Origin of the sequence: Nonomuraea sp. CA-143628 (assembly GCF_050942315.1) — a bacterium.
Classification (GTDB): Bacteria; Actinomycetota; Actinomycetes; order Streptosporangiales; family Streptosporangiaceae; genus Nonomuraea.
Genome location: NZ_CP192072.1, coordinates 9,596,452 through 9,610,535, shown reverse-complemented (window position 1 = coordinate 9,610,535; position 14,084 = coordinate 9,596,452). Strand labels below are relative to the sequence as shown.

Here is a 14,084-nt window from a genome sequence, read left to right as displayed (position 1 = left end):
ATGACCGACAGCTCCGCCCGGCGCCCGCCCGTTGTCACGGCGAGCGTCCCCGTCATCGAGCCACCGGCCTGGGCGCTGTCCCAGCGCGCGCTGTTCGACCTGCTGGACAGCGGGTGGCGGCTGTTCTCCTCCCGCTACACCCGCCCTGACGGCTCGCTGCGCTACTCCGGCCGGCTGTCCAGCCGCGACGGCGCGGACGACTTCTTCGAACCGTTCTTCAACTGGCCCCAGCTCTACCTGCTGGGCGGCGCGGACGACCTGCTCCCGGCGTGCGCACACCACTGGGAGGGTGTGGCGGCGCAGATGACCGAGCTCGGCATGTTCGCCGACGAGTTCGAGATCGGCTACGACTGGTTCCACCAGGGTGAGAGCCTGCTCTTCACCTACTTCCTCACCGCCGCCGACCCGGCGGCCTGGGCGGAGCGGGCGACCCGGTTCGCCGATCTCTACCTGGGCCCGGCCAACTACGACCCGGACCATCGCATCATCAAGGCCCCGCACAACGGCAGCGGGGGAGCCCGCGACGGGCTGTCCGACACGCCCGCCTATCCCTGGACCGAGGCCGAGGCCGCGCAGTACGGCTACCCGCTGGACTGGCTGGTCCCGGCCGACGCGCCGGTGCCGCCGCTCGCCGACGACCCGCGGCTGGGCGCGGAGATGCGCGAGCGCCTGGGCCGGGGCGACGCGGTCGGCAACCTGAGCGTGGCCGGCCTGGTCTGCAACGCCTTCCTGGTCTCCGGCGACGAGCGGTATGCCGCATGGCTGCGCGAGTACGTCGGCGCCTGGCAGCGCCGGGCCCAAGAGAACGGCGGGATCGTCCCGGACAACGTCGGCCTGGACGGTGTGGTCGGCAGCCGGTTGGACGGGCGCTGGTACGGCGGCCACTACGGCTGGACCTGGCCGCACGGCATGTACAGCGTCGGCCAGGCGAGCGCCGTCGGCGCGCTCAGTGCCGCGCTGGCCACGCGGGACGACGGCTACCTCGACCTGCTCCGGTCGCTGCTGGACGCGATCATCGGCCTGGGCGTCAAGCTGCCGTTCAGCCAGAGCGACTCGGCCAACCAGGGCCGCTGGCGCGCTCATCTCGGCTCGGACGTGGACACCTCCACCCTGCTCGTGCCCTACCGGCACAGCGACAGAGGCTGGTTCGACTACAACCCGATCCAGACCTCGGTCCCGTTCGCGCTCTGGCACCACACCGGCGCGGCCGAGGACCGGGCGCGCCTGGACGCGCTGCGCGCCGCGGCCGGTTATGACTGGGCGACGGTGCGGCCGTTCCGCGACAAGGAGGAGGCCGGGCACGAGGAGCCGTGGTACGCCTACCTGTGCGGCGACAACCCGGACTACCCCCAGCAGATCCTCGCCGCCGCGCACGCCCAGGCCCGGCGCCGCATCGCGCTGCTGCTCGCCAACGCCGACCGGGACCTGCCGGAGGAGGCGATCCACCTGTGGCAGAACGTCAACCCGGTGGTCACCGAGGCGCTGGCCCAGACGATGTGGGGCGGCCCGCAGGTCGTCTACAACGGCGGCCTGCAGCAGGCCAGGGTCCGCTACTTCGACGCCGAACGCCGCCGCCCCGGCGTTCCGGAGCAGGTCGCCGCGCTGGTCAGCGCGATCGAGCCGGAGGCCACCGTGGTCACGCTGGTCAACCTCTCGGCCACCGACGACCGGGTGCTCATCGTCCAGGCGGGGGCGTTCGGCGAGCACGAGATCGCCACCGCCGTCGCGACCGGGGCCGAACCCGGCTGGACCGGCCACGACACCGAGTACATCCACCACCGGCCGGTGCCGTCGGCCACCGAGCTCACGGTCGGCGGCCCGCACCTCACGGTGGAGCTACCGGCCGGCACCACCGTCACGCTGACCCTGCGGCTGCGCCTGCACGCTTACCAGCCGTCGTACCGGCAGCCGTGGGACTGAGCCTTTCCGCCTCGCGGTCTTTCGCGACCGGGTCATTCGTACGGCCAGGAGGGCGAGGGCGGGCACGGGCAGCGCCAGGTAGATCAGGCCGGCCAGCCATTGCCCGGCCGCCACGCCCGGCGCGCCGCGCGGGGTCACCTGCGCGAACCAGTCCCCGGCCAGCACCGGCCCGTACAGCAGGAGCAGGCCGGCCACCACCTGCGCCGCGGCGACGGCCGCGAGCAGCCGTGTGCGATCGCTTCGGGTGATCCTCTGGGGCAGCGGGTCGACCCCGGCCAGCACCCAGCAGCACAGCAGCCCGGTGCCGAAGAACAGGCCCTGGGTGAGCAGGTGGACCGCCTGGTTGGTGACCGACCAGGCCAGCCACTCGGTGCCGTACAGGACGAGGACCGGCAGGACGTAGACGGCCAGTAGGGTCGTCGGATGAGTGAGCCGCCTGGCCAGGGGGCTGTTCAGGATGGCGGAGACGACGTCGCCGTACTGTGAGCGGGGTGTGATGGCCCGCGCGGTCAGCGTCAGCGGTGCCCCGAAGGCCAGCAGCAGCGGGCCGACGACGTTGAGCACCGTGAACTGCAGCGCGTGCGCCGATGGCATGGCCCGCGCGTAGGCGCTTACGCCGCCGGCGAGCACCACTGCCAGCACCGCCACCCCGGCGAACCAGGCGATCGTCCGGCCCACCGGCCACGGCAGGCCGGCCCGGGCGAGCCTGCGCAGCCCGGCCAGATAGCCGATGACCGGAAGCGTCAGGGCGAGCAGGACCAGCGGGTTCGGCCGGAACTCGGTGATCAGGTGGCCGATCGAATAGGGCGCCAGGTTGTAGCCCAGCAGGTCGTCGTGGCTGCCGGTGGTCGGCGGCGCGGAGCGCGACAGGCCGACGGCCAGGCCCATGGCCGCCGCCATCACCACGATCTCGCCGGTGGCCAGCCGGACGAACGTGCCGCGCGTGGAGCGTCCGGCGATCCCGGCGACGGTCCGACGGCGGTGCGTCCACCCGATGACGCCCAAGGCCACCAGCGCCGTCACCTTGGCCAGGACGAGCGTGCCGTACCTCGTCGTCCACAACTGCGACACCGAGTCCAGCCGGACCCAGGCGCCGGCCACTCCGGACACGGTCACCGCGACGAAGCAGCACAGGGCCAGCGTGCTGAATCTGGCGACGACGCCGGCCAGCCGGTCCGAGCGGCGGAAGTGGATCAGCACGGCCACCAGGCCGCCGGCCCACACGGCCGCCGCGAGCAGGTGCGTCATCAGCGCCGAGACCGCGACGTCGTGGTCTCCGGCCGAGGCGGCGTGACCGACGTAGGTGGGCGGCAGCAGGCCGAACGCGGCGGCCACGAGCAGGGCCACCGCCCACCGGGGGCGCCGGCCGTCCCGTACCCGCGAGGAGCCGAGCACCACGACCGTGGCCGTGCACGTCACCACGAGCATGGCCTGCGTCTGGGGGAGGGCGGTGCCGAAGTTCAGCAGGGTGAAGTCGCCGAACACGTGGCTCGCCGGGAGGCTGAGGATGTTCGCGAGCGTCAGCAGGTAGGTCAGCAGCGCGCAGACCGCCCAGCCCAGTGCCCAGCCGCCCGCCGCGCGTACGCAGGCGCTCGCCTCCGGCGCGTCGCGCCGGGTCAGGACCACCCCGGCGACCAGGGTCCCCACCGTGCCGACGGAGCACACCTCCAGCGCCAGCCACGCCAGCGGTACTCCCCAGACGGTCAGCGGATCGGGTGTCGGGAGTCCCTTGATCGGCGGCGGCGTTCCGCCTCCGCCGACCCATAACGCGCCTACCAGCGCCAGGACGCCGACTGCGACGGCGACACCGGCGTATAACAGCGCCCGACGCCCGGATGACAGCACCAGCGTCCTCCTTTGTCAGGGGGTGTCCCTCCGTTGGGTAAGCGTCCCCCTATCGACGGGTACGTCCGCGTCTCTGTGGTGGTTCGATGGCCGCCGGGGACGGATTTATCGCCTTGTTCTTCCGCGCAGCTCGGCGCCGGTGTCGGCGATCGCGGTGATCGCGGCGGTTTCCGCGGCGGTTTCCGTGGCGGCGGCCGGGCCGGGCAGGACGGGCTTGAAGGCGTAGACCAGGGCGGCGGTGGCGATGGCGCCGGTGTTCAACGCCAGCGCCCGGTCGTTGATGTTCGTCGTGGTGTCGCAGGCCTTGTGGTAGCACGCGTCGTACGGCTGTCCGGCCGTACCTCCGAACAGGGCCGCCTCCTGGGCCGTCTTGATGCCCTCGCCGCCGGTGAACAGGCCACCGGAGGCGATGCCCGCCGCGATGAACGGGCCGTAGTCGGAGCGGCCGTCGAAGTCGGTCCCGTTGTGGCCCTGCTGCAGCAGGTCGTAGTAGGTCTCGAACAGCTTCTCGATCTCGGCCGAGCCGGGCGGGCCGGCGGGCTCGCCCGTGGCGTCGGAGTCGTCACCATCGTAGATCTTGAGGGCGTAGTTCGGCGAGGCGATCATGTCGTAGTTGAGGTAGAGCTTGATCCTGCTCCGCCGGGCGGGAGTCAGGTGCTCCACGTAGAACTTCGAGCCCAGCAGGCCCAGCTCCTCCGCGCTCCACCAGGCGAAGCGGAGCTTGTTCCGGGTGGGGATCTTGCCGAGCGCCTCGGCTACGGCCAGGAGCGCGGCGCTGCCCGAGCCGTTGTCGTTGATGCCCGGCCCCTCCAGGACGGAGTCCAGATGCGCCCCGGACATGACCACCTTGTTCGGGTCGCCCCAGGGGGAGTCGGCGATCACGTTGGAGGTGGTGCGTACCTCGCTGATCGTGTCGGTCTTCAGGTGGACCGTCGCCCCCGTGGCGAGCTCCTGGCCGACCGCGAAGGAGGCGCCGACGACCGGGATGGAGACCGGTTCGCCGAGGTTGCCCCGCGGAGTCTCGGTACGGCCCGGCTGACCCTCGTTGAAGATGATCGCGGCCACGGCGCCCGCCGCCTGGGCGTTCCGCGCCTTGAGGAGGAAGGTGCAGGTGCCGCGCTGCAACAGCGCGATCTTGCCCGGCGTGAACCCGGCGAAGTCGGCGGCCTCGCAGCCAGAGGTGGAGCTGCCCGGTGTCGGCCCGGGCGGCAGGACCAGGTCGACGTTCTGCAGGGCCGCGATGACGTCGCCGCGCCCGGAGTAGCTCATCGTGGCGAAGTCGCCGAGGCTGGAGCCGTCGGGCGGGGTCGGGGCGTAGACCTTGGGCGCCGGGGCGACCCGCTCCATCAGCGCGGTGGATCTCTCCTGATAGAAGGGGAAGTCGAATGGCTGAACGGTCACCTGATAACCGGCGGCTTTGAGCTTGGCGGCCACGTAGTCGCGCGAGGCGTCGTGGCCGCGGGTGCCCGCCGCGCGGGTGCCGCGGTGGATGTTGGCGATGGCCTGCAACGCCCGCAGGTGCTCCTTGACCGCCGTGAGGGCCCCGAAACCGACCAGCCTCCCCTCGGCAGGGCCGGGGGCGGCGTCGGCGTGAGCGGCGACGGGGGCGAGGGTGAGTGCCGCGACCACGGTGAGGGCGCGGTAGACACCCCCGCGCATGACGGTACGCATAGGGCTCCTCCAACTGGCGGTGGGTGCAGTGCGATCCGGACACCATCAGCCGGGAAGAACCTGGCGACCGCCAGTCAGATGATCACCCCATACTAGGAGCCGCCCCCACGAAAACCGGACACCCTCCGGCAGCCAGGCATGTCGTGGCGCTGTCCGAGGTAGCCGCACCTGTTGCTTTATCCGAGGTAGCCGCCCATGGTGCGGAAGTAGTCGGTGGCCGCGTGCTCGGCGCCGTCCGGTGTCCGCAGCCGTTTGACCACCAGCCCGCGTCGCTGCCCGGTCCGCGCGTCCGCGCCGGCGACGATGACCACGCCATCCCCCTCCCGGATGAAGATCCGTCCGGGGGTGCCTCCGTAGCGGGCCTGCGACACCGCGGCCGAGACGATCTGGATCCGCTCGCCGCGATGGCGGGTGAACGCGTTCGGGTACGGGTCGGACTGGGCGCGGACCAGCCGCTCCAGATCCTCCGCCGGCCAGGACCAGTCGATCCGGCCGTCCTCGACCGACCGCTTGTGGAAGAAGCTGGCCTGGGTACGGTCCTGGGGGACCCAGCGCGCACGGCCGGAGGCGATCAGGTCCAGCGACTCCCGTACGAGCGGCTCGATCAGGTCCACCGTCCGGTGGAAGAGGTCGGTCGTGGTGTCGTCGTCCTTCACGGGTACGGCCCGCTGCAGCAGGATGTCGCCCGCGTCGAGCTCGGCGTTCATGCGGTGCGCGGTGACGCCGACCTCCCGCTCGCCGTTGATCAGGGCCCAGATCAGCGGCGAGAAGCCCGCGTACGCCGGAAGCAGCGAATCATGGATGTTGAGCGTGCCGTGCGGCGGCAGATCGAAGATCTCCGGCGGCAGCCAGGTCCGCCAGTTGTTGGCGACGATGATGTCCGGCGCGGCGTCCCGGAGCGTCTGGAGGAGGCCGTCGTCGTCGGGCCGGTTGCGCAGCAGCACCGGCACGTCGTGCCGCTCCGCGAGCTCCGCGACCGAGTCGTCCCAGATCTTCTCGTAGGCGTGCTCGCTCTTGGGATGGGTGACGGCGAGGACCACGTCGTGGCCGGAGTCGAGCAGGGCGCGTAATGTCCGATGGCCCCACGTCTGGTACCCGAACATGACCACTCGCATGATCGATCCTCTCTGTCATGTTTCTTGAAAGGTTAGCCTTACCTTATCTACTATTGCCCCGATAAGGGAGGCGATGCCGCGGTGGAGACCCTGCCGAGTGGTCCGGACACGATCTACGACATCCTGGGAGTCGGATTCGGGCCATCCAACCTGGCGCTGGCCATAGCCGTCGACGAGCACAACGCGCGGGTCCCGGAAGCGGACCGGCTGCGCGCCGGGTTCCTGGAGAAGCAGGCCGCCTTCGGCTGGCATCGGGGGATGCTGCTCGACGACGCCACCATGCAGGTGTCGTTCCTGAAGGACCTGGTCACCATGCGGGACCCGGCGAGCGACTTCAGCTTCCTGTGCTACCTGAAGGAGCGCGGCAGGCTGGTCGACTTCCTCAACCACAAGACGCTGTTCCCGTTACGGATCGACTTCCACGGCTACTTCGAGTGGGCCGCGGCCCGGATGCGGGAGATGGTCGAGTACTCCGCCGAGGTCCTGTCCATCGAGCCGGTCGTCACGGAGGACGGCGAGGTCCCCCTGTTCGACGTGACCAGCCGCGACCCCGGCGACCCGGAGCGCGTCATCGTCCGCCGGACCCGCAACATCTGCGTCGCCACCGGCCTCGAACCCCACCTGCCGCCGGACGCCGCCCTGTCCGACCGGGTGTGGCACAACAGCGAGCTGATCCCGCGCGTGGCCGCCCTCACCGAGGCCGGCGTCGAGGTGCGCCGGATCCTGGTGCTCGGGGCCGGGCAGAGCGCGGCGGAGACGGCCGACTATCTCCACCGGACCTTCACCGGTGCGGAGGTGTGCGCGGTGTTCGCGAAGTACGGCTACACCCCGGCCGACGACAGCCCCTTCGCGAATCGGATCTTCGACCCCGAAGCCGTCGACACCTTCTTCCAGGCTCCGCCCCCGGTCAAGCAGGCGCTCCACGACTATCACCGGGGCACCAACTACTCGGTGGTCGACATGGACCTCATCGAGGCCCTGTACGCGACCATGTACCGCGAGAAGGTCCAGGGCAACGAACGCCTGCGCATCCTCAAGGTCTCCCGCATCAGGGACGTCAGCGTCAACGGCGACCGCCTGGACGTCACGGTGGAGTTCCTGCCCACCGGCGAACGGGAGGTGCTGGCCACGGACATCCTCGTGCACGCCACCGGCTACCGCCCCCAGGACATCGGCGCCGTGCTCGGCGAGACGGCCAAGCTCTGCCTGCGCGACGAGGAGGACGAGGTCCGGATCGGCCGCGACTACCGCGTCGAGGTGCCCTGGCACGTGTCGGCCGGCATCTACGTACAGGGGGCCAGCGAGCACACGCACGGCATCACTTCCACCCTGCTGTCCACCACGGCCGTCCGCGCCGGCGAGATCCGCGACTCGCTGCTCGCCAACCGCGCGCGAGCCACGAGCTAGTGGTATCCCTGCGCCCACAACCTTTGCTGAAGCAGCCGAAGCAGCCGGTCGGCGGTGTCGCCGCGACGAACGCGGGCCGCAGCGCGTGGCTGGCGGTGTGCCTGGTGCTGCTGGCCGTCGCCTGCGTCCTGAGCATCGTCATCGGCACCAAGAACATCGCGCCGGACACGGTCTGGAACGCCTTCGCCCACTTCACCAACACCGACGACCAGGTGCTCGTACGCGAGCTGCGCGTCCCCAGGACCGCGCTGGGCCTGCTGGTCGGCGCGGCGCTGGGCATCGCGGGCGCGCTCCTCCAGGCCGTGACCCGCAACCCGCTGGCCGACACCCAGATCCTCGGCGTCAACGCGGGCGCGGGCCTGTTCGTGGTCTTCGCGATCGGGGTGCTGAGGCTCACCGGGATCTGGTCGTACGTGTGGTTCGCCTTCCTCGGGAGCGCCGTCGCGATGGTCCTGGTGTACGCCCTGGGGTCGGTGGGCAGCAGGGGCGCGACGCCGATCCAGCTGACGCTCGCCGGAGTGGCGCTGGGCGCGGTCATGGAGGGCGTCTCGGCCGGGATCCGGCTGCTGAAGCCGCGGGCGTTCGACTACCTGCGGTTCTGGGACGTCGGCACGCTGGCGGGCCGGCCGCTGTCGATCGCGGGGGCCGTGGCGCCGTTCGTCGCGGCGGGGCTGGTCCTGGCACTGGCCGTCGCGCGTTCGCTCAACGCCATCGCCCTCGGGGACGATCTCGCCCGGTCCCTGGGCACGAACATCGCGCGGGCGCGGGCGCTGTCCATGGTCGCGGTGACCCTGCTGGCCGGCGCGGCCACCGCGGCCGTCGGCCCGATCGGGTTCGTGGGCCTGATGGTGCCGCATGCCGTCCGCTGGGTCGTCGGTCCGGACCAGCGGTGGATCTTCGCGTACACGATGGTGTGCGCGCCGGTTCTCATGCTCGCCGCCGACGTCGTCGGCCGGGTGGTCATCCGGCCGGCGGAGCTGCAGGTGGGGATCGTGACCGCGTTCGTGGGCGGGCCGGTGCTGATCTGGCTGATCCGCCGCAGAACGGTGAGCGGCCAGTGACCGGCCCGGCGGTCGGCCGGAGGGTCGTGGTCGTGCGTGGGGCGTCGGTGTCGCTGCGGTTCGGTGTGCGGACGGCGGTCATCTGCGGCGTGCTGGGTCTGGCGGCCCTCGCGGTGGGTGTGCTGGCTCTCGGCACCGGCGAGTTCGAGGTGCCCGTGGGGGAGGTGGTCCGCGTCCTGCTGGGCGGCGAGCCGGGTCCCGCGCGGCTGGTGATCATGGAGTGGCGGCTGCCACGGGTGCTGCTGTCCCTGCTCATCGGGATGGCCCTGGGGCTGAGCGGCGCCGTGTTCCAGTCGTTGATGCGCAACCCCCTGGGCAGCCCCGACGTGATCGGCTTCAACACCGGCGCCTACACCGGAGTACTGGTCACGATGATGTTCGTCGGCCGCGATTACTACCAGACGGCCGCCGGCGCGCTGGCGGGTGGCCTGCTCGCCGCCGCAGCGGTCTACCTGCTGGCCTACCGGAAGGGCGTCCAGGGGTTCCGGCTGATCATCGTGGGGATCGCGGTCAGCGCGATCCTCGGCGCGGCCAACCAGTGGTTCGTCATCAAGGTGAACCTCCAGACCGCCGTCGCCGCCGCCATCTGGGGCCAAGGCAGCCTGAACACCCTGACCTGGGACCAGGTCCTGCCCGTGGCCGTCTCGGTCGCGCTGCCGACCACGCTCCTGGTGGCGCTCGGGCCGCGCCTGTCCCTGCTGGCCATGGGGGACGACGCCGCCGCGGCGCTCGGCGTACGGACGGAGCGGTCGCGCCTGGCGTACCTCGTCATCGGGGTCGCGCTGACGGCGGTGGCGACGGCCGCCGCCGGGCCGATCTCGTTCGTCGCGCTCGCCGTCCCGCAGCTGGCCCGCCTGCTGACGCGTACGGCCGGCATCGCGCTGATGCCGTCGGCGGTCACGGGCGCGCTGCTGCTGGCCACGAGCGACTGGCTCGCGCAGCGGGCCTTCGCCCCCACCCAGCTCCCGGTCGGCATCGTCACGGTGTCGCTGGGCGGCGTCTACTTCGCCTGGCTGCTGGCCAGGCAGGCGCGCAGCCGATGACCCTGGTCACCCCCACCAACCCCCGATGCCGAGGAGGCACAGTGTCCGACAATCCCTTCGACGACGAGAACGGCACCTTCTACGTCCTGGTGAACGACGAGGAACAGCACTCCCTGTGGCCCACCTTCAAGGAGGTGCCCGGCGGCTGGCGAATCGTCTTCGGCGAAGGCGGCCAGAGCAAGCGGCAGGAGTGCCTCGACTACGTCGACGCGAACTGGACGGACCTGCGTCCCAAGAGCCTGCGTGAGAGCATGGCCCGCGCGTCGGCCCAGGTGAACGACAGCTGAACACGTCAGCCACGGCGCGGCCCCGGACGGGGTGGCGCGTTCTCCTGCGTACGGTGACCCGCAACCGGCGGCGGCTGGGCCTGGGCACCGCTCTCATCAGCCTCCACCAGGTGTGCGAGTCACTCGTACCGATTTTCATCGGTGTCATCGTCGACCGGGCCATCGGTCCCGGCGACGGTGGCGCCCTCGTGCTCTGGGTGGCGGCCCTGGCGGTGCTGTTCGTCGTGCTGACGACCGTGTACCGGTTCGGCGCCCGGCAGCTCATGCTCGCCATCGCGGTGGAGGCCCACACCCTCCGGGTCGAGGTGGCGGAGAAGATCATGCATCCGCGCGGCATCCGTACCGACCAGCGTGCCGGCGACCTGCTCACCGTCTCGACCACCGACACCGACAACACCTCGTACCTGCTGGACTACGTGCCGCGCGTCGCCGGTGCGGTGACGGCGACCGTGGTGAGCGCCGTCGCGCTGCCCGTGATCGACTGGCGGCTCGGGCTGGCCGTCCTCGTCGGAACGCCCGTAGTGCTCCTCGCGCTGCAGGCGGGCACGCCGCTGATCACCAAGCGGGTGACCGAGCAGCAGGAACGCGCGGCGGAGGCCACGTCACTGGCGACCGACCTGGTCAGCGGACTGCGTCCGCTGCGCGGCCTCGGCGCCGAGGCCGCGGCCGCCCAGCGCTACCGGGAGGTCAGCGGGCGTTCCCTGCGAGCCGTCGTGCGGGCGGCCCGCACCCAGGGCGTGTACGTGGCCGCCTCGACGACCTGCGGCGCGCTGCTGGCCTGCGGCATCGCGATCCTGGCCGGGTGGTTCGCGCTGACCGGGCGGATCAGCGCCGGGGAGCTGATCACCGTGATCGGGCTCGCCCAGTTCCTGATGGAGCCGATCGGGTTGCTCGCCATTGTCCCGAGCTGGGTGGCGGAGGCGCGGGCGTCGGCCGAGCGCGTGGCCGTCATCCTGAACGCGGACCCACTGGTACCCGACGGCACCGAGCCACTCGACAACGGGGCGTCCGGCAACGGAGCGTCAGGCAGCGGAGCGCCTGGTCTGGAGGTGCGCGCCCTCAGATACGGCACCCTCGACGGGGTGGACCTCCTCGTGCGGCCCGGTGAGTTCGTGGGCGTCGCGGCACACCGCTCCGCCGACGGAGAGGCGCTGGTCAAGGTCCTCTCGGGGCGGGTGGCGCCGGAGGAGTACGACGGGCGGGTCCTGGTCGGCGGTCGGGAGCTGACCCAGATACGGCTGGTGCACGCCCGTCGGACGATGCTGGTGGAACCCCATCAGACGGACCTGTTCACGGGCACAATCCGCGACAACCTCACCGTTGGCGCACTGGCGGCGGACCCGGCGGACCCGGCGCTGGCCGGGGTATCGGCAGGGGTGCTGGCTGGAGTCCTGGCTGCCTCGGCCGCCGACCAGGTGCTCTCCGCCCATCCCGAGGGTCTGGAGCACCTGGTCACCGAGCGGGGTGCCAGTCTGTCGGGCGGGCAGCGGCAGCGGGTCGCGCTCGCCCGGGCGCTGCTGGCCCGGCCGCCGATCCTCGTGCTGCACGACCCGACGACGGCCGTGGACGCCGTCACCGAACACGCGATCGCCCAGGGCGTACGGGCGCTGCGGCACAAGCAGGACCCCGGGCAAGATCCCGGGCAGGACCCCGAGCAGGACCCCGGGCAGGGCGTACAGCCTCCTAGGCAGGGCGTACTGCCTCCGTGGCACCCGCGTGGCGAGGCGGGGCCGTTCACCACCGTCGTGGTCACGAGCAGCCCCGCGATGCTGGCCGCGACGGACCGGGTCGTCGTCATCGACGGCGGCCGGGTGGTCGCCGAGGGGAGCCACGCCGAACTGGCCGCGACCGACAGCGACTACAACCGGGCGGTATTGAGATGACCGGATCAGACGAGGCCGGTGCTGACGTGACCGGATCAGGCGGCGACGGGACGGACGCCGGGCGAGATCGCGAGCTGCTCCCGGTCGCCGGCGCGCGCCTCACGTGGGCGTGGCTGTGGCGGGAACTGCGCGCCCGGTGGCCGAGCCTCACCTTCGCGCTGCTGGTGGGCCTGCTGGGGGCGGTCGCCTCCGTGGTGCCGGCGTACGCGCTGGGCGCTCTCGTGGACCGGGTGCGGGAGCACGCCCCCGGCTCCGCGATCGTGCCTATCACGATCGTGATCACCGTCGCGGCCGTGGTCGGCGGGCTGGCCACCGGCCTGGCCACGTACCTGATCGGCCGGTTGTGCGGGCAGATTCTCGCGGTGCTGCGGGAGGCGACCGTGGCCAGGGCGCTGACCCTGCCCGCCACGACGCTCGAACGGACCGGGAAGGGCGATCTGCTCTCGCGGGTGGGCAGCGACGCGGCCGCGATCGGCAAGGCGGCCTCCGACGTGATTCCCACGATGATCTCGGCGTTCCTGCTGGGTGTCCTGAGCGTCGCCGCGATGGCCGGGATCGACTGGCGGCTCGGGCTGGCCGGCGCGGTGGCGGTGCCGTTGTACGCGGTGGCGCTGCGGTGGTACCTGCCGCGCGCGGCGCCCCAGTACGCCCGGGAGCGGCAGGCGGTGGCGGACTCCTCGCAGCTGCTGGTCGAGAACATGCAGGGTGTACGCACGGTGCACGCCTACCGTCTGGAGCAGGCGCGGCTGCACGACATCGGGATCGCCTCCGGGCGGGCCCGCGACATCTCGGTCTCGGTCTTCACGCTGTTCACGCGCTTCGTCGGCCGGGTCAACCGGGCGGAGTTCTTCGGGTTGGCCGCGATCCTGGTGGCGGGGTTCCTGCTGGTGCGCGGGGGGTCGGTGACGGTCGGCGAGAGTGCCGCCGCGGCGGTCCTCTTCCATCGGCTGTTCAACCCGATCGCGATGCTGCTGTTCACCTTCGACGAGGTACAGGCGGCGGGCGCGAGCCTGGCCCGGCTCGTCGGCGTGGTGGAATTCGCTCCGGCGCCCCAACGTTCGGTGTGGACGCCACGTGTACCTGCCGACGGCTCGCTTGAGTTGTCCGGTGTGCGCTTCAGCTATGACGGCCAGGTCGATGTGCTCCACGACGTGAGCGTGCGGGTCGCGGCCGGTGCGCGCGTGGCTCTGGTGGGGTCGACGGGGGCGGGCAAGTCCACCCTCGCGGCCATCGCGGCCGGGATCCTGCGGGCCGGGCACGGTGAGGCGCGGGTCGGCGGCGTGCCGCTGGCGGAGCTGGCTCCGGCGGATCTGCGGGAGCGGGTGGCGATCGTCACCCAGGAGACCCACGTCTTCGCCGGGCCGCTGATCGAGGACCTGCGCCTGGCCCGGCCGGGGGTCTCGCCGGACGAGGCCGCCGCGGCACTGGACACCGTCGGCGCGCTGGACTGGGCGCGGAGCCTTCCGAACGGCCTCGACACGGTGGTCGGCGAAGGCGGTCACGAGCTGACCGCGGCCCAGGCCCAGCAGCTCGCTCTCGCGCGGCTGGTACTCGCCGACCCCGCGATCGCCGTCCTGGACGAGGCCACGGCGGAGGCGGGCAGCCTGGGCGCCCGCGATATCGAGGCGTCCGCCGCAGCGGCGACCCGGGGACGGACCACCCTGATCGTCGCCCACCGTCTCACCCAGGCGGCGTCGGCTGACCGGGTGGTCGTCCTCGAACACGGCAAGGTCGTCGAGGAGGGCCCGCACCACGAACTGGTCGCCGCCGGCGGCCGGTACGCCGAGCTGTGGCGGGCTTGGGAGACGGGTACACCCACTTCCCCATCAAGTAAGGCTAGGCTAACCTAAGT

At 71.8% G+C, this 14,084-nt stretch carries 10 protein-coding genes; 7 read left to right on the top strand and 3 right to left on the bottom strand.

Annotated features, from left to right (window positions below; all coding sequences use genetic code 11):
• Positions 1–1,920, top strand: a complete 1,920-nt coding sequence (locus ACQP2T_RS43530; RefSeq protein ID WP_433510701.1) for a hypothetical protein — start codon at positions 1–3, stop codon at positions 1,918–1,920.
• Here the strand turns inward: ACQP2T_RS43530 and ACQP2T_RS43525 are convergent.
• The 3 genes from ACQP2T_RS43525 to ACQP2T_RS43515 all read right to left on the bottom strand — a co-directional run bounded on the left by ACQP2T_RS43525 (position 1,837) and on the right by ACQP2T_RS43515 (position 6,551).
• On the bottom strand, positions 1,837–3,765 hold the full coding sequence (locus ACQP2T_RS43525; RefSeq protein ID WP_433510700.1) for a cytochrome c oxidase assembly protein: 1,929 nt from the start codon (positions 3,763–3,765) through the stop codon (positions 1,837–1,839). The genes ACQP2T_RS43530 and ACQP2T_RS43525 overlap by 84 nt on opposite strands.
• 105 nt (positions 3,766–3,870) lie before the next feature.
• Complete coding sequence (locus ACQP2T_RS43520) at positions 3,871–5,436, bottom strand: M28 family peptidase (RefSeq protein ID WP_433510699.1); 1,566 nt, start codon at positions 5,434–5,436, stop codon at positions 3,871–3,873.
• Between the two features lie 176 nt (positions 5,437–5,612).
• Entirely contained in the window at positions 5,613–6,551 is a 939-nt protein-coding gene (locus tag ACQP2T_RS43515) for a methionyl-tRNA formyltransferase (RefSeq protein ID WP_433510698.1), read from the bottom strand.
• Between the two features lie 81 nt (positions 6,552–6,632).
• On the opposite strand from ACQP2T_RS43515, the gene ACQP2T_RS43510 reads away from it, so the two are divergent.
• From ACQP2T_RS43510 to ACQP2T_RS43485, 6 genes are read left to right on the top strand one after another with little or no spacing between them, the layout of a single operon-like run.
• A complete protein-coding gene (locus tag ACQP2T_RS43510) occupies positions 6,633–7,958 on the top strand; it encodes a lysine N(6)-hydroxylase/L-ornithine N(5)-oxygenase family protein (protein ID WP_433510697.1) in 1,326 nt (441 codons plus the stop codon).
• A gap of 23 nt (positions 7,959–7,981) precedes the next feature.
• Positions 7,982–9,019, top strand: coding sequence for a FecCD family ABC transporter permease (locus ACQP2T_RS43505; RefSeq protein ID WP_433510696.1), 1,038 nt, complete (start codon positions 7,982–7,984; stop codon positions 9,017–9,019).
• The gene (locus ACQP2T_RS43500) at positions 9,016–10,062 is read left to right on the top strand and encodes a FecCD family ABC transporter permease (protein WP_433510695.1); all 1,047 of its coding nucleotides are present in this window, start codon (positions 9,016–9,018) and stop codon (positions 10,060–10,062) included. The genes ACQP2T_RS43505 and ACQP2T_RS43500 overlap by 4 nt, the downstream gene beginning before the upstream one ends.
• Positions 10,059–10,349 carry an MbtH family protein gene (locus ACQP2T_RS43495; RefSeq protein WP_433510694.1) on the top strand — a complete coding sequence of 97 codons (291 nt, stop codon included), beginning with the start codon at positions 10,059–10,061 and terminating at the stop codon, positions 10,347–10,349. Before ACQP2T_RS43500 ends, ACQP2T_RS43495 begins: the two co-directional genes overlap by 4 nt.
• A 53-nt stretch (positions 10,350–10,402) precedes the next feature.
• Positions 10,403–12,232, top strand: a complete 1,830-nt coding sequence (locus ACQP2T_RS43490; RefSeq protein WP_433510693.1) for an ABC transporter ATP-binding protein — start codon at positions 10,403–10,405, stop codon at positions 12,230–12,232.
• Positions 12,229–14,082 (top strand): ABC transporter ATP-binding protein, encoded by a 1,854-nt coding sequence (locus ACQP2T_RS43485; RefSeq protein WP_433510692.1) that lies wholly within the window; start codon positions 12,229–12,231, stop codon positions 14,080–14,082. Before ACQP2T_RS43490 ends, ACQP2T_RS43485 begins: the two co-directional genes overlap by 4 nt.
• Positions 14,083–14,084: the final 2 nt, after the last annotated feature.